The 24,412-nt window shown below is 62.9% G+C and carries 22 protein-coding genes, 1 tRNA gene and 1 pseudogene; 14 read left to right on the forward strand and 10 right to left on the reverse strand.

What is annotated here, in order from left to right; genetic code table 11:
* The first annotated feature begins 7 nt into the window (after positions 1–7).
* The 6 genes from tatB (at position 8) to EJ079_RS23015 (ending at position 6,309) form a co-directional block, all read left to right on the forward strand.
* The gene (gene tatB / locus EJ079_RS22990; protein ID WP_127810262.1) at positions 8–808 is read left to right on the forward strand and encodes a Sec-independent protein translocase protein TatB; all 801 of its coding nucleotides are present in this window, start codon (positions 8–10) and stop codon (positions 806–808) included.
* A complete protein-coding gene (gene tatC, locus EJ079_RS22995) occupies positions 805–1,680 on the forward strand; it encodes a twin-arginine translocase subunit TatC (protein ID WP_127320714.1) in 876 nt (291 codons plus the stop codon). The genes tatB and tatC overlap by 4 nt, the downstream gene beginning before the upstream one ends.
* Positions 1,681–1,876: 196 nt before the next feature.
* Entirely contained in the window at positions 1,877–3,181 is a 1,305-nt protein-coding gene (serS, locus tag EJ079_RS23000) for a serine--tRNA ligase (protein ID WP_127320715.1), read from the forward strand.
* The gene (gene surE, locus EJ079_RS23005; protein ID WP_023812184.1) at positions 3,181–3,939 is read left to right on the forward strand and encodes a 5'/3'-nucleotidase SurE; all 759 of its coding nucleotides are present in this window, start codon (positions 3,181–3,183) and stop codon (positions 3,937–3,939) included. The genes serS and surE overlap by 1 nt, the downstream gene beginning before the upstream one ends.
* Positions 3,936–4,595, forward strand: a complete 660-nt coding sequence (locus EJ079_RS23010) for a protein-L-isoaspartate(D-aspartate) O-methyltransferase (RefSeq protein ID WP_127380882.1) — start codon at positions 3,936–3,938, stop codon at positions 4,593–4,595. Before surE ends, EJ079_RS23010 begins: the two co-directional genes overlap by 4 nt.
* 202 nt (positions 4,596–4,797) lie before the next feature.
* Positions 4,798–6,309, forward strand: a complete 1,512-nt coding sequence (locus EJ079_RS23015; protein WP_127267602.1) for a peptidoglycan DD-metalloendopeptidase family protein — start codon at positions 4,798–4,800, stop codon at positions 6,307–6,309.
* Positions 6,310–6,403: 94 nt separating this feature from the next.
* Here EJ079_RS23015 and EJ079_RS23020 read toward each other — a convergent pair.
* A pseudogene (locus EJ079_RS23020) lies at positions 6,404–7,233 on the reverse strand (isocitrate lyase/phosphoenolpyruvate mutase family protein).
* 131 nt (positions 7,234–7,364) lie between these two features.
* Complete coding sequence (locus tag EJ079_RS23025; RefSeq protein ID WP_127810263.1) at positions 7,365–8,240, reverse strand: ATP-binding protein; 876 nt, start codon at positions 8,238–8,240, stop codon at positions 7,365–7,367.
* A 296-nt stretch (positions 8,241–8,536) separates the two neighbouring features.
* Here EJ079_RS23025 and yajC point away from each other — a divergent pair, with 296 nt between their 5' ends.
* The 4 genes from yajC to EJ079_RS23045 are packed head-to-tail and all read left to right on the forward strand — an operon-like array spanning position 8,537 to position 12,738.
* The gene (gene yajC, locus EJ079_RS23030; protein WP_127270542.1) at positions 8,537–8,875 is read left to right on the forward strand and encodes a preprotein translocase subunit YajC; all 339 of its coding nucleotides are present in this window, start codon (positions 8,537–8,539) and stop codon (positions 8,873–8,875) included.
* Between the two features lie 51 nt (positions 8,876–8,926).
* Complete coding sequence (secDF, locus tag EJ079_RS23035; protein ID WP_127810264.1) at positions 8,927–11,476, forward strand: protein translocase subunit SecDF; 2,550 nt, start codon at positions 8,927–8,929, stop codon at positions 11,474–11,476.
* Positions 11,451–11,894 carry an Mth938-like domain-containing protein gene (locus EJ079_RS23040; protein WP_164873838.1) on the forward strand — a complete coding sequence of 148 codons (444 nt, stop codon included), beginning with the start codon at positions 11,451–11,453 and terminating at the stop codon, positions 11,892–11,894. The genes secDF and EJ079_RS23040 overlap by 26 nt, the downstream gene beginning before the upstream one ends.
* Before the next feature lies 1 nt (position 11,895).
* Positions 11,896–12,738, forward strand: coding sequence for a phytoene/squalene synthase family protein (locus tag EJ079_RS23045; protein WP_164873839.1), 843 nt, complete (start codon positions 11,896–11,898; stop codon positions 12,736–12,738).
* 323 nt (positions 12,739–13,061) lie between these two features.
* On the opposite strand, the gene EJ079_RS23055 is transcribed toward EJ079_RS23045, so the two are convergent.
* From EJ079_RS23055 to EJ079_RS23070, 4 genes are all read right to left on the reverse strand, one after another.
* Positions 13,062–13,319 carry a type II toxin-antitoxin system ParD family antitoxin gene (locus EJ079_RS23055; RefSeq protein ID WP_127810265.1) on the reverse strand — a complete coding sequence of 86 codons (258 nt, stop codon included), beginning with the start codon at positions 13,317–13,319 and terminating at the stop codon, positions 13,062–13,064.
* Positions 13,320–13,387: 68 nt separating this feature from the next.
* Positions 13,388–14,806: a methylenetetrahydrofolate--tRNA-(uracil(54)-C(5))-methyltransferase (FADH(2)-oxidizing) TrmFO gene (trmFO, locus tag EJ079_RS23060; protein WP_127810266.1), complete on the reverse strand. Its 1,419-nt coding sequence runs from the start codon at positions 14,804–14,806 to the stop codon at positions 13,388–13,390.
* A gap of 568 nt (positions 14,807–15,374) precedes the next feature.
* Positions 15,375–15,515: a DUF1127 domain-containing protein gene (locus EJ079_RS23065; RefSeq protein ID WP_013531314.1), complete on the reverse strand. Its 141-nt coding sequence runs from the start codon at positions 15,513–15,515 to the stop codon at positions 15,375–15,377.
* 49 nt (positions 15,516–15,564) lie between these two features.
* Positions 15,565–15,705: a DUF1127 domain-containing protein gene (locus tag EJ079_RS23070; protein WP_013531315.1), complete on the reverse strand. Its 141-nt coding sequence runs from the start codon at positions 15,703–15,705 to the stop codon at positions 15,565–15,567.
* 236 nt (positions 15,706–15,941) lie between these two features.
* On the opposite strand from EJ079_RS23070, the gene EJ079_RS23075 reads away from it, so the two are divergent.
* From EJ079_RS23075 to EJ079_RS23085, 3 genes are read left to right on the forward strand one after another with little or no spacing between them, the layout of a single operon-like run.
* Positions 15,942–17,060, forward strand: a complete 1,119-nt coding sequence (locus EJ079_RS23075; protein WP_127810267.1) for a DUF2157 domain-containing protein — start codon at positions 15,942–15,944, stop codon at positions 17,058–17,060.
* Positions 17,057–17,641 carry a GDYXXLXY domain-containing protein gene (locus EJ079_RS23080; protein ID WP_127810268.1) on the forward strand — a complete coding sequence of 195 codons (585 nt, stop codon included), beginning with the start codon at positions 17,057–17,059 and terminating at the stop codon, positions 17,639–17,641. The genes EJ079_RS23075 and EJ079_RS23080 overlap by 4 nt, the downstream gene beginning before the upstream one ends.
* 27 nt (positions 17,642–17,668) lie before the next feature.
* Positions 17,669–19,117, forward strand: coding sequence for an aromatic amino acid lyase (locus EJ079_RS23085; RefSeq protein WP_127810269.1), 1,449 nt, complete (start codon positions 17,669–17,671; stop codon positions 19,115–19,117).
* 146 nt (positions 19,118–19,263) lie between these two features.
* Here EJ079_RS23085 and EJ079_RS23090 read toward each other — a convergent pair.
* From EJ079_RS23090 to EJ079_RS23100, 3 genes are all read right to left on the reverse strand, one after another.
* A tRNA-Leu gene (locus EJ079_RS23090) sits at positions 19,264–19,349 on the reverse strand.
* Positions 19,350–19,633: 284 nt separating this feature from the next.
* A complete protein-coding gene (locus tag EJ079_RS23095; RefSeq protein ID WP_127810270.1) occupies positions 19,634–20,299 on the reverse strand; it encodes an outer membrane protein in 666 nt (221 codons plus the stop codon).
* Between the two features lie 94 nt (positions 20,300–20,393).
* Entirely contained in the window at positions 20,394–21,245 is an 852-nt protein-coding gene (locus EJ079_RS23100) for an alpha/beta hydrolase (protein ID WP_127810271.1), read from the reverse strand.
* A 147-nt stretch (positions 21,246–21,392) separates the two neighbouring features.
* Here EJ079_RS23100 and ade point away from each other — a divergent pair, with 147 nt between their 5' ends.
* Complete coding sequence (ade, locus tag EJ079_RS23105) at positions 21,393–23,201, forward strand: adenine deaminase (RefSeq protein ID WP_127810272.1); 1,809 nt, start codon at positions 21,393–21,395, stop codon at positions 23,199–23,201.
* Between the two features lie 29 nt (positions 23,202–23,230).
* Here the strand turns inward: ade and EJ079_RS23110 are convergent, their stop codons facing one another.
* Positions 23,231–24,394: an alpha/beta hydrolase gene (locus EJ079_RS23110; RefSeq protein ID WP_127810273.1), complete on the reverse strand. Its 1,164-nt coding sequence runs from the start codon at positions 24,392–24,394 to the stop codon at positions 23,231–23,233.
* Positions 24,395–24,412 lie beyond the last annotated feature (18 nt).

The raw sequence follows: 24,412 nt of genomic DNA on the forward strand, positions 1-24,412 counted from the left end.
GAGTGCCATGTTTGAAGTCGGCTGGACCGAAATGCTGGTCATCGCGATCGTCATGATCGTGGTCGTCGGACCCAAGGATTTGCCCAATATGCTGCGCACCTTCGGCCGCACGACGGCGAAGCTGCGCGCCATGGCGTCCGATTTCCAGAAACAGTTCAACGAGGCGCTGAAGGAAGCCGAGCTCGACGACGTCAAGAAGTCCGTCGACGAGCTCAGGGGCATGAGCCCGATGGCTGAGATCAGGAAGCAGCTCAATCCGTTCGAACAGGCCGCGGCCGACGTTCGCTCCGGCGTCGATGCGGCGATGAAGCCGAAGCCGGCAGCCGATCCGGCAAGCTCTGTCGCTTCGACCCCGCAGGCGGCCGAGCCGTTGAAGAACGGTGCAACGACCATGCCTGGCGTCAACGGGCCGGAAGCAGCGCCAGCAGCGCCGGTTTTTCCGGCAATGACCGACGAATCGGTGGTGAACTCGTCAGCGTCGGCGGAACCCGTTGCGGCGCCGAAGGCGTCCGCGGCGAAGAAACCAGCCAAGCCTGCGCCGGCAAAAGCGACGCCGGCTGCAAAAGCTTCGGCAAATGGTGCAAAGGTTGCCGCGAAGGCAGCGTCTGCGTCCAAGACGCCGGCGAAGGCCGTGACGACGGCACAGCCTGAAACGCCCAGGGCCAAGACGCCCGCTGCGGCCAACGCTGTCGCGGCCAAGACTGTAGCGACCAAGACTGTAGCGACCAAGATGGGGGCGAAAGCCGAACCGAAGCTTGCAGCGGTGAAGAAGCCGGTGGCCAAGAAGACGGCGGGAGCCGCCAAGTGAGCGTTTCGGACACCGAAAAGGACGAGATCGAGAAATCGTCCGCGCCGCTGATGGAGCATCTGATCGAGTTGCGCCGGCGGCTGATCTGGTCGCTGGGCGGCTTCTTCGTTGCCTTCCTGGTCTGTTTCTTCTTCGCCAAGAAACTGTTCAACCTCCTGGTCGTGCCGTTCAAATGGGCGACGCAGTGGGCAGGGCTCGATCCGCACAAGGTCGAGCTGATCTACACGGCGCCACAGGAATTCTTCTTCACCCAGGTCAAGCTCGCCATGTTCGGCGGCATGGTGATCGCCTTTCCGCTGATCGCCACGCAGATCTACAAGTTCATCGCGCCCGGCCTGTACAAGAACGAGCGCAACGCCTTCCTGCCGTTCCTGATCGCATCGCCGATCCTGTTCCTGATGGGCGCATCGCTGGTCTATTTCTTCTTCACGCCGATGGTGATGTGGTTCTTCCTCGCCATGCAGCAGGCCGGCACCGACGATCAGGTGCAGATTTCGCTGCTGCCGAAAGTGTCGGAATATCTCAGCCTGATCATGACGCTGATCTTCTCCTTCGGCCTGGTGTTCCAGCTGCCGGTGGTGACCAGCCTGATGACACGGGTCGGCATGCTCTCGTCCAAGGGACTGGCCGAGAAGCGCAAATGGGCGATCGTCATTGCCTTCGTCGTCGCGGCGATACTGACGCCGCCCGATCCGATGAGTCAGATCGGCCTGGCCATCCCGACCATCCTTCTCTACGAGGTGTCCATCTGGGCTGCCCGGCTGATCGAGCGCGATCGGGAAAAGCAGCGCGTGGCACGCGAGAAGCAGGACGCGGCGGAAGAGGTGGCGGACAAAGCACCGGACGAGCCCCCGGCACCTGCCTCCTCATAGGCGACAGAGCGGCTGCAGCGGCGGAAAAACACAGTCGTCGCCCCGTCCTCTTGCATCGATCTCGGATGCGGTTTACGCCCTCTGGCTGAAACGCATCGCGCTCAAAGCGATGCGTTTCAGTTTTGTTTTGAGCATGTCGTTGTCCCAAATCGCTGTGCACTTTTGGGCGACATGCTACCCAGGAGCGTTTCAAACCATGCTTGACATCAAATGGATTCGCGACAACCCGAAGGCCCTTGTCGAGGCGCTGGTGAAGCGCTCGTGGTCGGCCGGTGAGGCGCAGTCCATGGTCGACGGGCTGATCGCCTCGGACGAGGCCCGGCGCGAGCACGTCACCGAGCTGCAGACCAAGCAGGAGCGCCGCAATGCCGCGTCGAAGGAGATCGGCAACGCCATGCGTTCGGGCGATGCCGCCTTGGCCGAGAAGCTGAAAGCCGAAGTCGGCGAGATCAAGGTCTTCATCCAGAACGGCGAGGCGCGCGAACGCGAGCTCGACAAGGCGCTGACCGATGCGCTGGCAGTGCTTCCCAACGTGCCGTTCGACGACGTGCCTGTCGGCAAGGACGAGCACGACAATGTCGTCAAGCACCTCGTCGGCAAGGTGCCGACGCGGCCGAACTGGGTGAAGGAGCATTTTGAGATCGGCGAAGCGCTCGGCATGATGGATTTCGAGCGCGCGGCAAAGCTGTCGGGCTCGCGCTTTACGGTGCTGAAAAGCGGACTGGCCCGGATGGAACGTGCGCTCGGCCAGTTCATGCTGGACCTGCATACGACCGAACATGGCTACGAAGAAGTCATCCCGCCGTTGATGGTCAAGGACGATGTTCTGTTCGGCACCAACCAATTGCCGAAGTTCGAGGAAGATCTGTTCTTCACGCCGCACGGGGAGGGCAGGCTTGGGCTGATTCCCACTGCCGAGGTCCCACTCACCAACCTTGTGCGTGAAGAAATCACCGCGCATGAAAAACTGCCGCTGCGCTACACCGCGCTGACGCCGTGCTTCCGCTCGGAAGCGGGTTCGGCCGGGCGCGACACGCGCGGCATGCTGCGCCAGCATCAGTTCTACAAGGTCGAGCTGGTGTCGATCACGGACCAGGAATCGTCACTTGCCGAGCATGAGCGGATGACGCAATGCGCCGAGGAAGTGCTGAAGCGGCTCGGCCTGCCGTTCCGCACCATGACGCTGTGCACCGGCGACATGGGCTTTGGCGCGCGCAAGACCTACGACATCGAGGTCTGGCTGCCTGGCCAGAACGCCTATCGCGAGATCTCGTCCTGCTCGGTGTGCGGCGATTTCCAGGCGCGCCGCATGGACGCCCGCTACAAGGACAAAGACGGCAAGGGCAACCGCTTCGTCCACACCCTCAACGGCTCGGGCACAGCCATTGGCCGCGCGCTCATCGCCGTCATCGAAAACTACCAGAACGAGGATGGCAGCGTAACCATTCCTGAAGTGCTGCGGCCTTACATGGGCGGCCTGGAAAAGATCGAAGCGAAATAATGCGCATTCTCCTGACCAATGACGACGGCATTCATGCCGAGGGCCTGGCGTCGCTCGAACGGGTCGCGCGCACGCTGTCCGACGATGTCTGGGTGGTGGCGCCCGAGCAGGACCAGTCCGGCTACGCGCATTCGCTGTCGATCTCGGAGCCGCTGCGGCTGCGCAAGATCGGCGAGAAGCATTTCGCCGTGCGCGGCACGCCGACGGATTGCGTCATCATGGGCGTCAAGAAAATCCTGCCTGGCGCACCCGACCTGATCCTGTCCGGCATCAATTCGGGCGCCAATATCGCCGATGACGTCACGTATTCGGGCACCGTCGCCGGCGCCATGGAAGGCGCGCTGCTCGGTATCCGCTCGATCGCGCTCAGCCAGGGCTACAGCTATGTCGGCGAAGATCGCGTCGTGCCCTACGAGACGACAGAGGTGCTGGCGCCGGCGCTGCTGAAGAAGCTTGTCGCGACGCCGTTGCCGGACGGCGTGCTGCTCAACGTCAATTTTCCCAATTGCACGCCCGAAGAGGTCGCCGGCACGGTGGTCACCACGCAAGGCAAGCTCGTGCACTCCCTGTGGGTCGACGAGCGCCGCGACGGGCGCGGCCTGCCATACTACTGGCTGCGCTTCGGCGGCGAGCCGGTCGAGGGCAAGCAAGGCACCGATCTCTACGCCTTGCGCAACAGGCTGGTGTCGGTGACGCCGCTGCAGCTCGATCTGACCGCGCATGAAATCCGTGACCAATTGAGCAAGGCGCTTGCATGAACCAGGGCCTCCCGATCGATGACCGCGAAGGTTTTGCCGCCTTTCTGCTGCGTCTGCGCGGTCGGGGGACTGTACCGAAAGCGCTGATCGCGGCCTTCGAGGCGACGCCGCGGCGCGGCTTCCTGGCGGCCCAGTTCCATCAGATCGCCTGGTCGGACCGAATGCTGCCGATCGAATGCGGCGAGGCGATCGAAGGTGCCGATATGCAGGCGGCGGTGATCGCGGCGCTCGCTATCGAGCAGGGCAACCGCGTGCTCGAGATCGGTACCGGTTCGGGCTACACCTCGGCGGTGATGTCGCGGCTGGCGGCGCGGGTCATCACCACCGATCGCTACAAGACGCTCGCCGAGCAGGCTAGGCAGCGCTTCGAGGCGCTCGGCATCGGCAATGTCATCGTGCGCCACGCCGATGGTTCCGGTGGCCTGCCGAATGAAGGGCCGTTCGATCGCATCGTTGCATGGGCGTCCTTCGACAGCCTGCCGCGTTTCCTGCTCGACCAATTGTCGAGCGGCGGCATCGTCATCGCGCCGATCGGCCCCGAAGAGGGCGAACAGGTGCTGGCCAAGCTGACCAAGGTCGGCAGCCGCTTCGAGCGTGAAGACATCGGCCTCGTTCGCCTGCAGCCGATCCTGCGCGGTGTCGCCGCTATCATCTAGCGCGTATGCCGATGATCAGGCCGCGCCGCGTCGGGTGCGCGCCCGTCTTCGGCCCCGGCCGGCATGACCTGAAAATCTCCCCTGGGCTCGCTCTCTAATATTTTAAGAAAAATTGCGCCGGATTCCATGGGGTTAACCGTCGAGTAACATTAACGCGCTTTAATCATGCCTAGTTTGTACCGGGTATGTGCGGGTTAGTGCGATGCAACTCAGTGTTTTGAAGACAAGCGGTCGCAATCTGGCGCGAGGCTGCGCCATACTGATGGTCGCGGGTGCTGCTGCGGGGTGCAGTTCCCAGGTTTCGCGGTTCAATGGCGTCGACGACGTCTTTACATCCTCGACCAACAATCAGCGCACCATCATCAACAAGCAGGATGCCGTACAGCAGCCTTATCCGGGCGATGTCGCCGCCGCTCCGATCGATGGCAGCCATACACAGTCGGTCAGCCGCTCCAGCCTCGATCCGGTCTCGACGCGGCCGCTGCCTCCGCCCGTTGCCCAGGCTCCCGAAGTGGCGCCGGTATCGAAGCCGGTGCGCACCGCATTGGCCCCCGCACCGCATGTCGACAGGACCACGACCGGCACCGTCGCCCCGGTGGCATCGCCTTTCAAGGTTTCGCAACCTGACGAACCCCGCGTGGCTGCTTCCGGCACTCCGCATGCAACCGAGATCGTCGTCAGGGACGGCGAAACGATCGGCGGCCTGGCGCAGCGCTACAAGGTGCCGTCCGACGTGATCATGAAGGTCAACGGGCTGAGCGCGACCAAGGGGCTGAAGACCGGCCAGAAGCTGGTCATCCCGGCCTACGCCTATTCGAGCAAGAGCGAGCCGAAGCTCGCGGATGCCAAGCCGGCGAAAGACACCAAGCACAACCTGCCGGCCACTGCGCCGGACAAGGTCGCCGTCCTGCCGCAGCAGCCGAAGCCTAGGGAGGGCAAATCCACCGCTCAGGTCGACACGTCGGCCGCCGCGAGCCAGCCCAAGGAGCCCAAGCCGCAGGTAGCCGCGGCCAAGGCGACCAATGCAGCTGGCACCTATACGGTTCAGTCGGGCGACACGCTTTCCTCGATTGCCAGGAAAACCGGTGTCGGAGTCGTTGCCATCAAGCAGGCCAACGGCATGCAGGATGGCTTGCTCAAGATCGGCCAGACCCTGAAGGTGCCCGCCGGCGGAACCGCGACCGTCGCCGCCGCCAAGCCGGCCAAGGTCGATCCGGTGACGACGGCCACGACGCAGCCCGCGGCAAAGACCACGCCGTCGGAAACGCTGGCGTCCTACACGCCGCCGAAGAAGGATTCGAAGGTCATCCAGCAGGCCGAGGCCGACGATGCCGTCGCGCCTGACGCCACCGGCATCGGCAAGATGCGCTGGCCGGTGCGCGGTCGCGTGATCTCCGGTTTCGGCTCCGGCAAAGACGGCGTCGACATCGCCGTGCCCTCGGGCACACCGGTCAAGGCAGCCGAGAACGGTGTCGTCATCTATGCCGGCGACGGCCTCAAGGAATTCGGCAACACGGTGCTGGTGCGCCACGAGAATGGCCTGGTCACCGTCTACGGCCACGCCAGCTCGATCGAGGTGCAGCGCGGCCAGAAGGTCAAGCGCGGCCAGGAAATCGCGCTGTCGGGCATGAGCGGCACGACGGACTCGCCGAAGCTGCACTTCGAAGTGCGCAAGAACTCGGCCCCGGTCGATCCCTCGGGTTACCTCGAATAGAAGAAAAAAAGCAATTTGCGGGCCGTCTGACCTCCAGTCCGGCCCGCCGGCTCAGCCCGTTCCGAAAGGAGCGGGCTTTTTCAGTTGCTTGCTCTCAAGCCGTCGTCGATCCGGTGAAGAAGCCCTCCAGTTCCGCGAAGCCCATGGCTTCTTCGGAAAAGCGAAAGGTTCCTGCCGATTTCATCTCCCGCGCGGCGCCGACGAAGCTGCCAAAAGCGAGCCGCGCCAGCGCCGAGCCGACGCTGATGCGCTTGACGCCGGCGTCTGCCAGTTCGGCCACACCAAACGTGGCGCCGGGCATGCCCATCACGACATTGACCGGTTTCGTCACAGCGCTGCAAACGGTGCGGATCATGCCGAGGTCATGGAGGCCGGGTGCGTAGAGCACATCGGCTCCGGCCTTCTCGAAAGCCTGCAATCTCAGCATGGTGTCATCCAGATCGGAACGTCCCCACAAGAAGTTCTCGCAGCGCGCCGTTAACACGAAATCATCCGGCAGTGCGTGGGACGCCTGCGCGGCCGCCTCGATGCGCTCAACGGCCAGCGCAAAGCTGTAGATCGGATCATCGCGCCGGCCGGTATGGTCCTCGAGGGAACATCCGGCCAGACCGATGCTGGCAGCGGCCTGAATCGTCTCAGCGGCACTTTCCGGACTGTCGCCAAAGCCTTTTTCGAGATCGGCCGAGACGGGAAGCGATGTCGCCGCCGCGATGGCCCGGCAGTGGTTTACGTGTCTTCTCGCGAGACCTGCCCCTCGGCAACGCCAAGAGAGAACGCCATGCCGGCGCTGGTGGTGGCGAGGGCACGAAAACCCATGGCTGCGAGAATCCGTGCCGTGCCGATATCCCAGGGATTGGGAATGACGAACGCGCCCGGTTCCTCATGAAGCCTGCGAAACGCTGCGCCCTTGCTTTCCAATTGCATTCCCCTTCAGCCTTCGAGTCACCGGAGCCTGACGGGAAAAATGGCGCAAGCTTCAGAACAAATAAAGAACAACATGTAGGCGTTTTGCGAAAGTGGGGCCGCCACATGCCTACGGTTTCGGAAGACTGTTGCTAGTCCTTCAGCGGTTTGCCGAGCCGGCCAGCCAGATCCTGGGTGAACTGCCAGGCGACGCGGCCCGAGCGGCTGCCGCGCGTCGTCGCCCATTCCAATGCTTCGGCACGCAGCGTGTCGGGATCGATTGCCAGCCCATGGTGCCGGACATAGCCATCGATCATGTCGAGATACTCGTCCTGCGAACATTTGTGGAAGCCGAGCCACAGCCCGAAGCGGTCGGACAGCGACACCTTTTCCTCGACCGCCTCGGAAGGGTTGATGGCGGTCGAGCGCTCATTGTCGATCATGTCGCGCGGCAGCAAATGGCGGCGGTTCGAGGTGGCGTAGAAGATGACATTGACTGGCCGACCCTCGACGCCGCCTTCGAGCGCTGCCTTTAGCGATTTGTAGGAGGTGTCGTCATGGTCGAAGGAGAGGTCGTCGCAAAACAGGATGAAGCGGAAGGGGGCTGCCTTCAGCAATCCCATCAGCTTCGGCAGCGTGTCGATGTCCTCGCGGTGGATTTCGATCAGCTTCAGCGGCAGGTCGGACTTGGTCTTGGCGTTGATCTCGGCATGCACGGCCTTGACCAGCGACGATTTGCCCATGCCGCGCGCGCCCCACAACAACACATTGTTGGCTGGATACCCGGCGGCGAAGCGTTCGGTGTTGTCGACAAGGATGTCGCGGACACGGTCGACGCCACGGATCAGGCCGATGTCGACGCGGTTAACCCTGCGCACCGGTTCCAGATAGCCCGGATCGGCCTGCCAGACGAAGCAATCGGCCTCGCCGAGGTCGGTTTCGGGCACCGGCGGCGGGGCGAGGCGGCTCACCGCCTCGATCAGCCGGTCGAGTTTCTGGTTCAGGGCTTCAATGCTGCTGTCGGTCATGTCTGTCTTTTGTTTCGCGGTTTCGACATTTGGGAGCGTGAACGTGCCCGATTCCCTCTGATCCAAAACCGGTGGCAACCTTTTGTTCGAGCGTGATCTCTGGCAAACGGTTTCCGTTTGTCTGAGAAAACCGGCTCCCGCTTTTCGCGATCCTGCTCTAACACGGCTCAACAGGCCGTAAAAGCAGCCGATTTGGCTGGCCGCGCAGTTGCATTGACAACTTTACCGACTATATTCCGGCCAAATTTCAAGGGCCGCCAAATTGGCGGCTGTTTTCAAAAATCAGGAGTACCTCGATGTTCGTGACACCGGCATACGCCCAAGGCGTCGGCGCTTCTCCCGACATGTTCATCAGCATTTTGCCGTTTGTCCTGATTTTCGTGATCATGTATTTTCTGATCATCAGGCCGCAGCGCACGCAGCTGAAGAAGCGCGGCGAGATGCTGGCGGCTGTCCGTCGCGGCGACACGGTCGTCACCGGCGGCGGCTTCGTCGGCAAGGTGACCAAGGTGATCGACGACAACGAGCTCGAGATCGACCTCGGTAACGGCTTGAAGGTGACGGCGCTGCGCTCGACGATCGCCGATGTGCGCGTCAAGGGCGAGCCGGTGGCCAACCAAAACGCCAAGAAATAATCCAATTTTAGGCGGAGCGATCCGCGGACACGCTCTGACGGACGACGCCATATGCTGTATTTTTCGCGCTTCAAGATGATCCTGATCTGGGTGGCCGTGGCCATCACAGTGATCCTCGCCGCGCCCAACCTGTTCTCCGCCAGCACGCTGGCGCAACTGCCCAACTGGGTGCCGAAGCGGCAGATGACGCTCGGCCTCGACCTGCAGGGTGGTTCGCACATCCTGCTGGAAATGAACCAGAACGATCTGATCAAGGATCGGCTGGAGACGACGCGCGATGAAATCCGCACGCTGCTACGCGACGCCAAGATCGGCTATACCGGCCTTGCCGGCACGGGGCGGACCCTGCAGGTCCGCATCACCGATCCCGCCCAGATCGATGCCGCCAAGACGGCGCTGAAGACGCTGACCGATCCGGTCGCTGCCGGCCTGTTCACCGGCGGCTCCATCCAGGAAATGACGCTCGACGATTCCGAGCCCGGCCTGCTCAAGTTCAACGTCACCGACGCCGGCATCAAATACCGCACGTCGACCGCGCTGACGCAGTCGATCGAGGTGGTCGAACGCCGCGTCAACGAACTCGGCACCACCGAACCGATCGTGCAGCGGCAGGGCGACGACCGTATCCTTGTCCAGGTGCCGGGTCTTCAGGACCCGCAGAGACTGAAAGAAATCCTCGGCCAGACCGCCAAGCTGACCTTCCAGATGGTCGACCAGTCGATGCCGGTGCAGGACGCGCTCAATGGCCGTCCGCCCGCCGGCTCGTCGGTGCTGTATTCGCAGGACGATCCGCCGGTTCCGTATCTGATCGAAAATCGCGTCATCGTCTCGGGCGAAAACCTCGTTGACGCACAGGCGACATACAATTCGCAGAACAACGAGCCGGTGGTGTCGTTCCGCTTCGATTCGAAAGGGGCGGCGCGCTTCGGTCAGGCCACGGCGCAGAATGTCGGCAAGCTGTTCGCCATTATCCTCGACAATCAGGTGATATCGGCGCCGCAGATCCGCGAGCCGATCCTCGGCGGCACCGGCCAGATTTCCGGCAATTTCACTGCCCAGAGCGCCAATGACCTTGCGGTGCTGCTGCGCGCCGGTGCGTTGCCCGCAACGCTGACGGTCATCGAAGAACGCACGGTGGGTCCGGGCCTTGGCCAGGATTCGATCCATGCCGGCAAGGTCGCCGGCATCATCGGTTCTATCCTCGTCGTCGCCTTCATGTTCGTCGCCTACGGCTTCCTCGGCTTCCTGGCCAACATCGCGCTGGCGGTGCACGTGGCGATGATCGTCGGCGTGCTCTCGTTGCTTGGCGCTACGCTGACCTTGCCTGGTATCGCCGGTATCGTGCTGACCATCGGCATGGCGGTCGATTCCAACGTGCTGATCTATGAACGTATTCGCGAGGAGCGACGCGCCGGCCGCTCCGTGATCCAGGCGATCGATACCGGTTTCACCAAGGCGCTAGCGACCATCGTCGATTCCAACATCACTTCGCTGATCGCCACTGTGGTGCTGTTCTATCTCGGTACCGGGCCGGTGAAGGGCTTTGCCATCACCTACGCCATCGGCATCCTGACCACGGTCTTCACCGCCTTCACCTTCACCCGCCTGCTGGTCTCGATCTGGCTGCGCCGGGCTCGCCCGAAGGAATTGCCGAAGGCGCCGGTGACCTTCGTTCCACCCGGCACCAAGATCCCCTTCATGGGCATCCGTCGCTGGACCTTTACGCTGTCCAGCGCACTGTCGATCCTGTCGGTGGTGCTCTTCATGACCGTTGGCATCAATTACGGCATCGACTTCAAAGGCGGTTCGCTGATCGAGGTGCAGGCCAAGAGCGGCAATGCCGACCTCGCCGACCTCCGTGCGCGGCTGACCGAGCTCAACATCGGCGAAGTTCAGGTGCAGCAGTTCGGTACGCCGAACGACGTGCTGATCCGCGTCGGGACGCAGGATGGTGGCGAGAATGCCGAGCAGACCGTCATCGACAAGGTACGCGGCGAGCTGCAGGACAATTACGATTTCCGCCGCGTCGAAGTGGTCGGACCGACCGTTTCTGGCGAGCTTGCCAAGCAAGGCACGATCGCCATGCTGATCGCGCTGCTTGGCATCCTGGTCTATGTCTGGTTCCGCTTCGAATGGCAGTTCGCGGTCGGCGCCATCGTGGCGACGGTGCACGATGTGGTCATGACGCTCGGCTTCTTCGTCATCACCGGACTGGAGTTCAACCAGTCATCGCTGGCGGCGATCCTGACGATCATCGGCTATTCGCTGAACGATACGATCGTGGTCTATGACCGTGTTCGAGAGGATTTGCGAAAATACAAGCGCATGCCGCTGCCGCAGCTGTTGAACAACGCCATCAACGAGACGCTGTCGAGAACGACGCTGACTTCGGTGACGACGATCCTGGCGCTGCTGGCGCTGGTGCTGTTCGGCGGCGAGGTGATCCGCTCGTTTACGATGGCCATGCTGTTCGGCGTCGTCTTCGGCACCTATTCGTCCATCTTCATCGCCGCACCGCTGCTGATCTTGTTCAAGCTGAGGCCGCAGGCTTCGGCCGACGAGGAGAAGCCGGTCAATGGCGGCAAGGCGGTCGCGACCTGACGCGTCGCCCCGAAGGGGTATAACGGTGACCGGCAAAGGCATCGTCATCCGCGAGGCGCATTTTCCGGGCCGCGCGCCGATCGAAGCCTATGGCAATGGCGGGTTCCGCTTTGCCGACATGTCGCATCGCGGTTCGCTCATGTGCCTGCCATCCGGCATCCATGGCTGGGAACCGGCTGATCCTCTGGTGCTGACGGTGGCGGATTTCGACAAGCTGCTGGCTGAGGCCGGCAAGGTCGAGATCCTGCTGGTCGGCATGGGCAGGGATCTCCGGCCATTGCCCGCCGCACTGCGAGCCGCGCTGAAGGCTGCCGGCATTGCGTCCGACCCGATGTCGACCGGTGCCGCGGTACGGACCTACAATGTCCTTCTGGCGGAAGAGCGCGCCGTGGCCGCCGCGCTCATCGCCGTCGATTGACATGTCCCAGAATGCCAAAATCGTCATGGACGCGGTGCGCGCCGCCGACCATGACCGCTATCTGACCGCGCTCTACGCGCCCGACGACAAGCGCGACGCGCTGTTTTCGCTCTACGCCTTCAATGCCGAGATCGCAGGAATCCGCGATCGCATCCATGAAGCGCTGCCGGGCGAGGTGAGGCTGCAATGGTGGCGCGATGTCATTGCCGCTGGCGGAGAAGCGGGCGCCGGCCATCCCACAGCCGAAGCCTTGAACGCCACGATAGCGACGTTCGGCCTGCCGAAGCCGGCCTTCGAGAACATGCTCGATGCACGCATCTTCGACCTCTATGACGACCCGATGCCGTCGCGCACTGACCTGGAAGGCTATTGCGGCGAGACTGCTGCCGCGCTCATCCAGCTTGCGGCGATGGTGCTCGATCCCGTCGGGGCGCCGCGCTTTGCCGATCTGGCGGGCAGGGCAGGCTGTGCGCAGGCGATGACCGGCCTGTTGCTGCTGTTGCCGCTGCATCGCCAGCGCGGACAGTGTTTTGTCCCGGCCGATATTTTGGCGGCGGCGGGATCGTCGCCGGAAGAATTCATTGCTGGTGATGGCGGACCCGGCGCCAAACGCGCGGTGGCGGCGATGATGGCGCTGGCACGGGAACATCTTTCCGCCTTCGAGCAAGGCGCACCGACCTTGCCTGTCTCGCTGCGTCCGGCATTCCTGCCGCTCGCCCTGTCACGTGCCTATCTCGGCAAGATGGAGAATGGTTCGCCGCTCGAAGGCGTCGCGCGGCTGTCGGCCTTGCGCCGGCATTGGCTGCTGCTGCGTCGCGCGAGCAAGGGCTGGCCTGCGCTTTGACGTAAACGTCAATCATGTTAAGACGTCCCGCGCCAAACTGTTGCCTAAGACAACAGGCCGGCCCGGAGGAGATGAATTCGATAATGGCAGAGTGCTCGAACGGAACCGTTCGCAAGCCTTGCACGATGTCATCGCGCGATCGGCCGCCACGCGGTGCGTCGCCGATGCTCTGGCAGCGGCCTTCGATGCGTAAGGTTAACTTCAGCGCGTCGTCAGGACTTCCACCGGCGTTGACGATATGTCTGAAAATGTCGGCCGGATCGGTCCTGGCACTTTCGCCGTATTCAACCTTAAGCGGCTGAATCATCGCAGCGGCTCAAATACTACGCGGCGAGACCCCGAAGATGGTCGCGAACCTCTTCTCCCGAATGGTTCGGCCTTGTGTCCTCGATCGATGCCTTCACCCGCGCCCTGATCGACGCCATGCGCTCGGCGTGCTCTTTCTCTTCACGCTGAAAGGCGCGAAGGGCGGCGCGGATGACCTCGCTTGCCGAACCGAAGGAGCCGTCTTCGACTTTGTCCCGGATCATGCGCGCCATAGCGGGCGTGACAGTGACCGACAGTTTCTCGGCGGGTTCCATGGATGCCTCTCAAGGTGTAAGGTAGGATACTATCCTACTTTACACCAGAGTTCCATCAGAACAGCAAACTACTCTGCAGCTTCGGCCGTTTCCGTTTGCGCCGCCAATCCCAGCCATTGCCGGCAATCGGCGCGTGCGCGCGATGTGATGGCGTGCCGCTTGGCAACAGTCTTGTCCTTGCCGCGCATGCGTTTGCCTTCGGTCTTCGGGGCCTCCACCGGCGGGAACAGGCCGAAATTGACGTTCATCGGCTGGAAAGAGCGCTTGCCCGGCTCATCGTCGGACACGATGTGCCCGCCGGTGATGTGGTTGAGCAGGGCACCGAAGGCCGTGGTCAGCGGCGGCAGGGACGGTGAGTGGCCGAGACGCTCGGCTGCGGCGAAGCGGCCGGCAAGCAGACCGATCGCAGCGCTCTCGACATAGCCTTCGCAGCCGGTGATCTGGCCGGCGAACCGCAGGCCGGGGCGCGACTTCAGCTGCAGCGAGGCATCCAGCAAGGTCGGCGAGTTGATATAGGTGTTGCGGTGCAGGCCGCCGAGGCGGGCGAAATCGGCGTTTTCGAGACCCGGAATGGTGCGGAACACGCGCACCTGCTCGGCATGCTTCAACTTGGTCTGGAAACCGACCATGTTGTAGAGCGTGCCCAGCGCATTGTCCTGGCGCAACTGTACCACGGCATAGGCCTTTACCGTCGGACTGTGGGCATTGGTCAGCCCCATCGGTTTCATCGGTCCGTAGCGCAGCGTCTCGACGCCGCGCTCGGCCATGATCTCGATCGGCAGGCAGCCGTCGAAATAGGGCGTGCCTTCCCATTGCTTGAATTCGGTTTTCTGCCCGTCGACCAGCGCTTGCACGAAGGCTAGGTACTGGTCCTTGTCCATGGGGCAATTGATGTAGTCCTTGCCGGTGCCGCCTGGCCCGACCTTGTCGTAGCGCGACTGGAACCAGCAGGTATCCATGTCGATCGTGTCAAAATGGACGATCGGTGCGATGGCGTCGAAGAAGGCGAGCGCATCGGCGCCGGTCGCTTCCGCGATCGACTGGGCAAGCCCGGGGGCGGTCAACGGACCCGTGGCGACGATCGCCTGGTCCCAATCCGCCGGCGGCAGACCTGGCACTTCCTCCCGCCGGATGGTGATCAGCGGGTGTGCTTCGAGTTTTTTCGTCACGGCATCGGCGAATCCGTCGCGGTCGACGGCCAGCGCGCCGCCGGCCGGAACCTGGTTGGCGTCGCCGGCGCTCATGATCAACGAGCCGGCCAGCCGCATTTCGGCATGCAACAGGCCGACCGCGTTGTTGTCGGCGTCGTCGGAGCGGAAGGAATTGGAACAGACGAGCTCGGCCAGGCTGTCGGTCTTGTGTGCATCGGTGCCGCGAACGGGCCGCATTTCATGCAGGATGACCGGAACGCCGGCCTGCGCTGCCTGCCAGGCGGCTTCGGAACCGGCGAGGCCGCCGCCGATGATGTGGATGGGATTTTTGCTCATGAGCGCCGGAATAATCGCTTGGTGCGGCGATTGCAATTGCCGTGCGCGGTGCGGGGCAAACAGCTGCTGATGGGAGCGCCTCCTGAAACGACAACACCCGCCGGGGGAGGAGGTCCGGCGGGTGTCGTTTTTGGGGTCGACCCTCGGGAGGAGGTGAAGGCCGACCATATTCGTCATCGCCGGGGAGGAGGTCGGCTTTGACGAAATTCCTTTCGCCATTTTTTAGAAGGGGCGAAACCTCTGGAGCAAAATTCGTTTTACTCCGGGGAAACAGCGCCCGCCGCGGGAGGAGGTGCAGCGGGCGCCGTTTTTGTGGCCAACCCTCGGGAGGAGGTGAAGGTTGGGCCTATTCGTCATCGCCGGGGAGGAGGTCGGCTTTGACGAAAACTCTTTCGCCGTTTGAAAAGGGGCGAAACCTTTGGGGCAAAATTCGTTTTGCCTGGGAAACAACGCCCGCCGCGGGAGGAGGTGCGGCGGGCGCCGTTTTTGTGGTCAACCCTTGGGAGGAGGTAAGGGGTGACCGTATTCGTCAAGGTCGGGGAGGAGGTCGACCCTGGCGAAATTCTGGTTAGATCGCCTGGCGGGCGATGATCTTGATTTCGTCGCGGACGATACCGAGATCATGCAGCTGGCGGTTGGAAAGGCGACCCAGCTCGGTAACCGTCTCGCGATAAACGCGCCAGTTACGATAGTTGCGGATCAGGTTCATTGTCGTTCTCTTTTTCAAAACTGGTTCGGACCATTCGCGGTCCGAAGAATTAGACCGCCTTGCGAGCGACGTAAGGAATGTCGCTGCGGCTGATGCCGAGGTCGGTCAGTTCACGGTTGCTCAGGCGGCTCAGCTCGGACACGGTGTCCCTGTAGCGGCGCCAGTTGCGGTAGTTGCGGATCAGGTTCATGGTAGTTCTCGTTTCGTCTTTCTTGCGGATCATTCCGTTTGTGTACGAACTATAAATAGTCGGACCCATATCGATTTAAAAGCGCTATGGCTGCATGGCAGCAATGCAAATTGTGCAATGCAGCATTAACGGGGTTCACGGACCTGACACAAAGAAACCCGAATCGGAAAATGCCGCCGCGTCAACGATTTGACCGGATCGGCTGAAAAAAAGACCAAACTTGGGGGAGACGCAGCATGGCGGGGTATTCGTCGCGGGTCAGGGCGGATATCGCGCGTTGGCTGCAGGCCGGGCTGATTGACGCCGCCACAGCCGATTCGCTTTCGCGCGATGTCGAGGCCAACGCGCGCGAGTCGCTCAGCTTCGGCTCTATCCTGGCAATGATGGCCGCCTTGCTTTTCGGCGCCGCCATCCTGATTTTCGTCGCCGCCAACTGGGACGCGATCCCGAGGCTAGCGCGCGTGGCGGCACTGTTTGCCGTCATCCTTGGTGGCTATGTCGGCGGCGCGGTGCTGAAGGCCCGCAACCATGCGGCGATCGGGGAAGCGCTCTGGGTCGTGGCGGCCGCGGCTTTCGGCGGCTCGATCGCGCTGATCGGCCAGATGTATCATCTCTCGGGCGACGAGGCGTCTGCTCTGGTCACCTGGGGCGCCGGCACGGCGCTGGCGGCGGTTGCGCTGCGTTCGAATCCGCTGACGGTCGCTTCGGTCGGCATCGCCGATGCCTGGCTGTTCCTCAAAGGCTTCGACTACTACAGCCGCAGCGAATTTCCGCATGCCTTCGTGATCATGGCGATCGTGCTGTTTGCCGTCTCGTTCTGGACCCGCAGCCAGGCGGCGCGCCACCTGATCATCCTGTCGGTTCTGTTCTATCTTGTGCTGCTGGTCACCAACCACGACACGCTGCAGGTGGCTTTCCCGCTGGTCGTCGTCTCGGCGCTGCTGTTCGCGGCCTCGGTCTTCGCGCCGGATCCGGTCGACCGGGTCGTGCAGCTCGGCGGCCGCTTGCCCTTGCACGCACTGCTCGGCTTCCTCACCGGCCTCGCAATGATCCAGTTCGAACTCGCCGACGAGAGCACCTACAACAGCGGTTTTGCCTTCGCTTCGGTGATCGCGCTTGCAGGCATTGTCGCCGCAATCGTGCTGGCAGGGCGGGAAAGCCGTGGGCTGCGCTGGTTTGCCTATCTTGGCTTCGCCTTCGAACTCGCCATCATCTATGTGGTGACCTTGCAATCGATGCTCGATACGGCCGGCTTCTTCCTGGCCGCCGCGGTGCTGCTCGGCATCCTTGCGATCGTCATCATCCGCGTGGAAAAACGCATGAAGGGTCCAGATGCCAAAGGAGCCACGGCATGATCACCGGGAAAAGGCTTGTCATCTCGGCACTGGTGCTGGCGCTCGTTCAAATCGGCTTCCTGAGCTGGATCATCGCCGGCCGCGCGGCGATCCTGCGCAACGGCAAGGAAGTGCTGCTGAAGATCGAACCTGTCGATCCGCGCGACCTCCTGCGCGGCGACTATATTATCCTGGGCTACGATATTTCGCGCATACCGGTGAAAATGATCGCCAACATTCCGCCCGACAAATTTTCAAGCGAGGACACCTCAATTGTCGTGCGCCTGAAGAAGGGCTCCGACAGCTATTGGCAGCCGACGACAGCCTGGTTCGGCAAGGCACCGACGCCGGCCGCTGCCGACGAGGCCGATATATCAGGCCACGTCGCCGAGGGCTGGGACCTTCGCGGCGAAGAGGCGACCATCGCGCCGGACTACGGTGTCGAGCGCTTCTATCTGCCGGAAGGCGAGGGGATGGCAATCCAGAACGACATGCGGGTGCGGCCGTTCGGCATCCGTCTTGCGCTCGCCGGCGACGGCACCGCGCAGATCAAGGCGCTGGTGGACGGCGACAAGACGCTGTTCGAGGAACCACTCTACTAAAGCCCCTTAATTCCAGCGGTGTGAAGCATGCCAGTTAGCCTGTCGACGCGTGAGGACATCAACCTCGACACTGTTTTCCGCGTCGCCTGGAAGAAGGACACGGTGGCGATCGGCGAGAAGGCGTTGCAGCGCATCGCCGAATGCCGCTCTTCGTTTCTCAGGCTGATTGAATCCGATCCGCCACCGGTCATCTATGGCGTCACCACCGCCATGGGAGAGCTGGCGAGCCGCAAGCTCGAACTCGACGAGCGTGATCGCCATGCGCGCATCAAGGCGTTTGCCGCCGCCACCTCGTTCGGCGATCCCTTGCCGGATCGCGTGGTCAGGGCGATCGTGCTTGCCCGGCTGACGAATTTCATCGAGGGCAACGCCGCCACAACGCCGCGCATCGCGCTTGCCGTGGCCGCTATGCTCGACGGTGGGCCGATGCCAACGGTGCCGGCCTCCGGCCAGGGCGGCGCCGGTGAGATCCTGGCGCTCTACCCCTTGTTTGCAGAACTTTCGACGCGCTTCGACCTTGAGGTCAAGGAACGCGGCTCGCTGATCAACGGCTCGCCTTGCGCTGCTGCTCTGGTGGCAGACGCAGCGCTCGCGGCGCGCCGCCGGATCCGCATGGCGCATCAGGTGTTCGCGCTGTCGATCGAGGCGTTTCGTGCCCCGCTCGAACACTATGACGCCGCCCTCGACACGCTCTGGGGCGATGAGCATGAGGCCGCGGCCCTGCAGGGTTTGCGGGAATTTCTGGTTGGCGCCGGCGATGGGCGACGCAATTATCAGGCGCCGGTCAGCTACCGCATCGTGCCGCGCGTCCTCGGCCAGGCGCATCGTGCGCTGTCGTCGACCGAGCAGGCAGCCACTGTGTCGCTGGCCTCTATATCGGACAATCCGGTCTACATCCCGCCCGACGATGCACATCCGCTCGGCCGCTGCATCTCGACCGGCGGCTATCACAACGCCATGGTGACGCCGGCACTGGATGATCTGGCGGCGATATGGGCCGACATCTGCCTGCTTTGTGATCGCCACGCCTCCAAGCTGCTCAACGGCAAGGTGTCGCTGCTGCCCGATCTGCTGATGACCGCACGTCACTCAGCCGACAGCGACGGCCACGGCAATGTCGGCTACGTGCCGATGGCGATCACCGGCTATCTTGAGCAGGCCAAGCTGGCCGCACAGCGCACCTTCATTCCAGGAACGGAATCGGCCGGCGCGGGGCAGGACGATGTCGCCACGACGGCGTTCTTCGCATGGACCAAGGAGGCAACCGCCGGCCGCTGCGTCGATGCCGCCATGGCGATGCTGGCGATGATCGCCTCGCAGGCGCTGCACGTCACCGAACGGACGCCGCCGCCAGCACTGCGCTCCTTCGTCGATCAAATCAGAGCTATCGTGCCGCCTGTCGGCGCCGATCGTGTGCTGGGGCCGGAACTTGCCAGGCTGGCGGAATGGTTCACACAGAAAGTGTTCGAGGCGTAGAGATGCCAACAAGCCGTGGCTGGTGAAATTGGTGCGCCTGAACGGATAAAATTCGAACCGGTCCTCCTTCGCCAAGGCTTCGGAGGACGCTCCTTCGCTCTTCGAGCTTCAGGTGGCCCGCCACCCGAAGCTCGAAGAGCGAAAGGTGGTGCGGACGACGGGAATCGAACCCGTACGATCAGAGATCGAGGGATTTTAAGTCCCTTGCGTCTACCAATTCCGCCACGTCCGCAGGCCAGCCCTTTTCAGACGCCTGACACAGGCCGTCAAGTCGTGTTGTTGAGCGTTCGCCGAACGTGCAAACAGACGGGGCGGCTTGATGATACTGGCGCGATCACGGAATTATCGGCGCGGCGGGTAATGGTAGGATGCCTGTGTGGTGGATTTGATCCGCCAAGGCCGGCGCCTCTCAGGCCCAACCCATTCCCCCCGCCCACTGGGAGCGTCGGCCACCCTTCCATGAAAGAGCCCTTTGAGTGGTTGCCTGGTCCGGCAGCGTCGCGATTGTGGCCCTGCTCAGAACTTGTAGCTCAAATTGATGCCTACCGTGTTGAGCTTCACGTTCTGATCGCGATCGTTGAAGGGTTCCGCTACGTGGTAGTGCTCGGAGCCGAAATCATAGTAGCGATACTGTGCGCCGACGACGAACTTGTCGGTCAACGCGTAGTCGACGCCGGCACCCACGGTCCAGCCGACATTCGTGCGCGTGCTGGCGAACGCCGGACCCGCGACTTGCGATGTTTCGATGCCGGCAAAGGCGACGCCGCCAATGCCGTAGACCAGCAGGCGATCCATGGCGTAGCCGGCCTTGGCGTTGACCGACCCGAACCACTTGATGTCGGTGCCGAATGTGCTTCCCAGGGCCGATATCGTCGTTCCGTCGATCGAGGAATAGTTGAGGTCTGCCTCGGCGCCCAGCACCGCCTGGTCGAATTGCCACAGTCCGGCGACATGGCCGCCGACAAAACCGCCGTCAACGTCAGGTGTGGCCGAAAACGGCTCGCCCTCTGTTCCTGATATGTCGGACCGACCCCAGCCATAGCCGGCTTGCATGCCGGCATAGTAGCCGGTCCAGTCGAAGCCGGGCGCGGTCATCGGAACATCGGCCGCTGGGTCGGCGGCGAAAGCCGGCACGACCAGAGCGGCAAGAAAACCGGCACTTGCGACCATCAGGCGATACATCGAACTCCCCGAAATGACGATTCAGAAAGATCCTCGCCAGAAGGATAACCGCATTCGCCGCAATCGCAATCCCCCTGTCGCCGCACAGAATCCTCTATTTGGCGTCGATGAAATCCAGCACAGCCTGGTTATATTCATCCGGCGCTTGCAGCATGGCGAAATGACTGGCGTTGGGCAGGATAATCAGCTTCGCGCCCGGGATGGCGGAGGCGATATATTCGGTGTGTTCGCGCTTGATCGCTTCGTCATGGTCGCCGGCAACGATCGCCGTCGGCGTGGTTATCGCAGCGAGCTGCTCCTTGGTCCACGCCGGCTCGGTCTCCCACATATGGCTCATCTGCGCCACGAAGGCGTCATACTGGTCCGGTGTTTTCGACATCTTCTTGTAGTCGCGGCCGGAGCGGTCGATGTAGGCGGCAAAGGTCTTGTTGGTCATCACGCCCGGATCGACGCCGTCGGTGGTTACGTTGGCGGCTTGCGCAAAGAGCCTTGTCAGCCGCTCCGGATGATGCAGTGCGATGTCGATACCGATAATTCCGCCATCGCTCCAGCCCACGAGCGCGGTCTTGTCGATCTTCAGGTAATCGAGCAGCGCCAGATAGTCCGACGCCATCAAGTCATAGCCATAGGGCTGCTCGGTGCGGGTGGAGCGGCCGTGACCACGGCTGTCGGCGACTATCACCTTGTGCGTCTTGGAAAACGTGGCCACCTGGCTGGCCCAGATGTCGGCGTGGCCGAGGCCGCCATGGATGAGCAGCACGGGGTCGCCCGCTCCGAAAACGGCGTAGTACATCTGGATGCCGTTCACCGGCGCATATCCGCTCTGATCGGGTTTGGGCATGGCCGCAGGCTCCGGCAAGGTCTGCCAACGTTCCTCGGCGGCGGCAAAAGCGCTCGAGGCGGCGAACAAGATGACGATGGCGAACACTTTGCAAAAACGGGTCATGTTTCCCCCTTACGGCTCGGTCCGTAGCCAGCATCGCGCTTTGGCCAGATTAGTCAACAAGCTCAGTCTGCCGCGGTGTGTTGGCCCGACGGCTCTGGCGGCGCCCGCCGACATTTGCGAGACTGGCAACAACCGAAGGAATCGCGAATGACGAAAGCAACGCCCGCAAAACCCAGACCGTGGACCGAGATGGCGACACATCTGGTCGATGTCGCCATGGGGCGCAAACCCGCTGACCTGGTCGTGCGCAACGGCCGCTGGGTGAATGTCCATTCGGGCGAGATCATCGCCGGCACCGACATCGCCATTGCCGGGGGGCGCTTCGCCTATTGCGGGCCGAACGCCAGCCATGCCATCGGCCAGGGCACCAAGGTGGTCGACGCCGGCGGGCGCTATCTGGTGCCCGGCCTCTGCGACGCGCACATGCATGTCGAAAGCGGCATGGTGACGGTGACCGAGTTCTGCCGTGCCGTCATTCCGCACGGCACGACCTCCATGTTCATCGACCCGCACGAGATTGCCAATGTGCTCGGCCTGCCCGGCGTGCGGCTGATGCATGACGAGGCTGTGGTGATGCCCATCAACGTGCATGTGCAGATGCCGTCCTGCGTGCCTTCTGCGCCGGGGCTCGAACATGCCGGCGCCGAGCTGACGGTCGCCGATGTCGCGGAAGCGATGACCTGGGAGAACATTATCGGCCTGGGCGAAGTGATGAATTTTCCCGGGGTCGCCGCCAATGATCCCGTCATGTCGGGCGAGATCGCGGCGACGGTTCATGCAGGCAAGACGGTCGGCGGCCACTATGCCTCGCGCGACCTCGGTCTTCCGTTCCATGGCTATGTCGCCGGCGGCCCCGAGGACGATCATGAGGGCACCCGCGCCGAGGACGCCATCGCGCGGGTGCGCCAGGGCATGAAGGCGATGCTGCGGCTGGGCTCGGCCTGGTACGACGTCGCCGCGCAGATCAAGGCGGTGACGGAGAGCGGCATCGATCCGCGCAATTTCATCCTGTGCACCGACGACAGCCATTCCGGCACGCTGGTCCAGGAAGGCCATATGGACCGCGTGGTGCGCCACGCCATCCAACAGGGGTTGAAGCCGGTGACGGCGATCCAGATGGCGACGCTCAACACCGCTCAGCATTTCAAACTGGAGCGCGAGATCGGTTCGATCGCGCCGGGGCGGCTGGCCGACCTGCTGATCGTCTCGGATCTCGCCGCAATGACCATCGACGAGGTCTATGCACGCGGCGTCAGGCTGGCCAAGGGCGGCAAGCTCGAAATCGACATTCCGGCCTATGATTATCCCCGGACGGCGAAGAACACCGTCAAGCTCGGCAAGAGGCTGAAGGGCGGCGACTTCGATATCGCCGCCCCCAAGGGCGCCAACGAGGTCCGGGTGCGCGTCATCGGCGTCATCGAGAACCAGGCGCCGACGCGGGCACTGGAGGCCGATCTGCCGGTCGAGGACGGGCTGGTCGCCATGGATCGCCGCAACGATATCTGCCAGATCGCGCTGGTCGAGCGCCACAGGGGCACGGGCGGCGTCACCAACGCCTTCGTCTCCGGTTTCGGCTACATGAGCGACTGCGCTATGGCGTCGAGCGTGGCGCATGACGCCCACCACATCATCTGCGTCGGCACCAACAAGCAGGACATGGCGCTGGCGGTAAACCGTCTGGGCGAGGTCGGCGGCGGCGTCGTGCTGTTCTCCAAGGGCAAGGAACTGGCGCTGGTCGAAATGCCGATCGCCGGGCTGATGTCGGACGAGCGGGCCGAGATCGTCGCGGCCAAGGCGGAGAAGCTCACCGAGGCGATGCGCAAGATGGGCTGTTCGCTAAACAACGCCTACATGCAGCACTCGCTGCTGGCGCTGGTCGTCATCCCTGAGCTCAGGATTTCGGACGTCGGCCTGATCGACGTGACGACGTTCCAGAAGGTCGATCTCTTCATTTGAGGTCACAGCCGGCGACGCCCGGCGCCGGCTCACCCACCAGTGGCGATGGTCAGCACCTTGAACGGCGTGGTGATGACGATCTCGGCGACCGAGCCGACGGCCTTGCCGAGGCCCTGGCCGAGATTGTTGAGCTGTGTCGGGTCGGGTTCGGCCGAGGCGAGACCCGCCGGCGCCCGCAGCCGGTCGCCGAGCAGTTGCACCAGCATCGGGTTGTCGGCGAATTTGGCGTGGTTGAGGCGGTCGCCGCCCTTGGCCTGGGAAAGGTCGACCACCGATACGCCATAGCTGGCGAGGTCGGCCGCGTTGCCGTAATCGCCGACGCGCGGCTTGTCGCCCGAGAGCAGCGAGGAGAGCTTGAGAGCCCGATCATCCGCGGAGAGCAGGATGGCGAACGGTTTGTCGGGCTTGCCGTAGCGAATCATCTGCTTCTTGAACACGTCGACATCGATGTCGGGCGAGGCCAGGATGACATAGCCGAGCTTGCCGTCGAGATCGCGATCGTCGGTGATGGCAAGCTGGCGCAGCGCCTCCATGGTTACCCAGGTTCCCATCGAATGGGCGATGATGTCGATGCTCTTGACCTTCGTTTTGGCCAGCATCCTGAGCGTCGCTTCGAGATCGTCGCGCGCCGCGTTGGCGCTATCCTTGTCGTAGATATAACCGGTCGTCTTGCCGCTTGAGGCCCAGGAGAACAGCACCGGCGTGCCGGAATATTTCGTGTCGTGGGCGATCTGCGTCAGCCGGTAGACGCCGTCGTCGAAACCATTGTTGAACCCGTGCACGAAAACCAGCGCACGATCGCCGCGCATGGCGATGTCGGCGCCGACCGCCTTGGCGAATTGTGGCGCGCCTTCATAGAAGGTGACGTCCTTGGCGGTGAAATCCTTGGCCGGATTGCTGTTTGCCGATCCCTTGGCCCGCTCGATGGCGCCAACCTGGTGGCTTTTCGGAACGGTGACGTCGATACGGGCAAAGCTGGTGGTCAGCGAGCGATCGCCATCGTACACCTGTCGCGGTTCCTTCGTTGCCTTCTGGCGGGTCGTTGCAACGAAAATCTCATGCGTGGCCGCGATGTCGGAAGCGGGCACGGCGATCGTCGTCTTGTTGAGCAGGTCGTGCGTCTTCCCGCCGGCGCAGCCGGTGACAGCGAGCGCGAACGCAACGACGAGGTAGCTCTTCGAACGCACGGTCACACGCCGGCTCCCGCAAAG

Source organism: Mesorhizobium sp. M7A.F.Ce.TU.012.03.2.1 (genome assembly GCF_004006095.1).
Lineage (GTDB): Bacteria > Pseudomonadota > Alphaproteobacteria > Rhizobiales > Rhizobiaceae > Mesorhizobium.

Bases quoted from the DNA above. Each gene is read 5' to 3' on its own strand.
- tatB (WP_127810262.1), top strand. From the start codon at position 8: ATGTTTGAAGTCGGCTGGACCGAAATGCTGGTCATCGCGATCGTCATG.
- serS (WP_127320715.1), top strand. From the start codon at position 1,877: ATGCTTGACATCAAATGGATTCGCGACAACCCGAAGGCCCTTGTCGAG.
- surE (WP_023812184.1), top strand. From the start codon at position 3,181: ATGCGCATTCTCCTGACCAATGACGACGGCATTCATGCCGAGGGCCTG.
- EJ079_RS23010 (WP_127380882.1), top strand. From the start codon at position 3,936: ATGAACCAGGGCCTCCCGATCGATGACCGCGAAGGTTTTGCCGCCTTT.
- EJ079_RS23015 (WP_127267602.1), top strand. From the start codon at position 4,798: ATGCAACTCAGTGTTTTGAAGACAAGCGGTCGCAATCTGGCGCGAGGC.
- EJ079_RS23025 (WP_127810263.1), bottom strand. From the start codon at position 8,240: ATGACCGACAGCAGCATTGAAGCCCTGAACCAGAAACTCGACCGGCTG.
- yajC (WP_127270542.1), top strand. From the start codon at position 8,537: ATGTTCGTGACACCGGCATACGCCCAAGGCGTCGGCGCTTCTCCCGAC.
- secDF (WP_127810264.1), top strand. From the start codon at position 8,927: ATGCTGTATTTTTCGCGCTTCAAGATGATCCTGATCTGGGTGGCCGTG.
- EJ079_RS23040 (WP_164873838.1), top strand. From the start codon at position 11,451: ATGGCGGCAAGGCGGTCGCGACCTGACGCGTCGCCCCGAAGGGGTATA.
- EJ079_RS23045 (WP_164873839.1), top strand. From the start codon at position 11,896: ATGTCCCAGAATGCCAAAATCGTCATGGACGCGGTGCGCGCCGCCGAC.
- EJ079_RS23055 (WP_127810265.1), bottom strand. From the start codon at position 13,319: ATGGAACCCGCCGAGAAACTGTCGGTCACTGTCACGCCCGCTATGGCG.
- trmFO (WP_127810266.1), bottom strand. From the start codon at position 14,806: ATGAGCAAAAATCCCATCCACATCATCGGCGGCGGCCTCGCCGGTTCC.
- EJ079_RS23065 (WP_013531314.1), bottom strand. From the start codon at position 15,515: ATGAACCTGATCCGCAACTATCGTAACTGGCGCGTTTATCGCGAGACG.
- EJ079_RS23070 (WP_013531315.1), bottom strand. From the start codon at position 15,705: ATGAACCTGATCCGCAACTACCGCAACTGGCGCCGCTACAGGGACACC.
- EJ079_RS23075 (WP_127810267.1), top strand. From the start codon at position 15,942: ATGGCGGGGTATTCGTCGCGGGTCAGGGCGGATATCGCGCGTTGGCTG.
- EJ079_RS23080 (WP_127810268.1), top strand. From the start codon at position 17,057: ATGATCACCGGGAAAAGGCTTGTCATCTCGGCACTGGTGCTGGCGCTC.
- EJ079_RS23085 (WP_127810269.1), top strand. From the start codon at position 17,669: ATGCCAGTTAGCCTGTCGACGCGTGAGGACATCAACCTCGACACTGTT.
- EJ079_RS23095 (WP_127810270.1), bottom strand. From the start codon at position 20,299: ATGTATCGCCTGATGGTCGCAAGTGCCGGTTTTCTTGCCGCTCTGGTC.
- EJ079_RS23100 (WP_127810271.1), bottom strand. From the start codon at position 21,245: ATGACCCGTTTTTGCAAAGTGTTCGCCATCGTCATCTTGTTCGCCGCC.
- ade (WP_127810272.1), top strand. From the start codon at position 21,393: ATGACGAAAGCAACGCCCGCAAAACCCAGACCGTGGACCGAGATGGCG.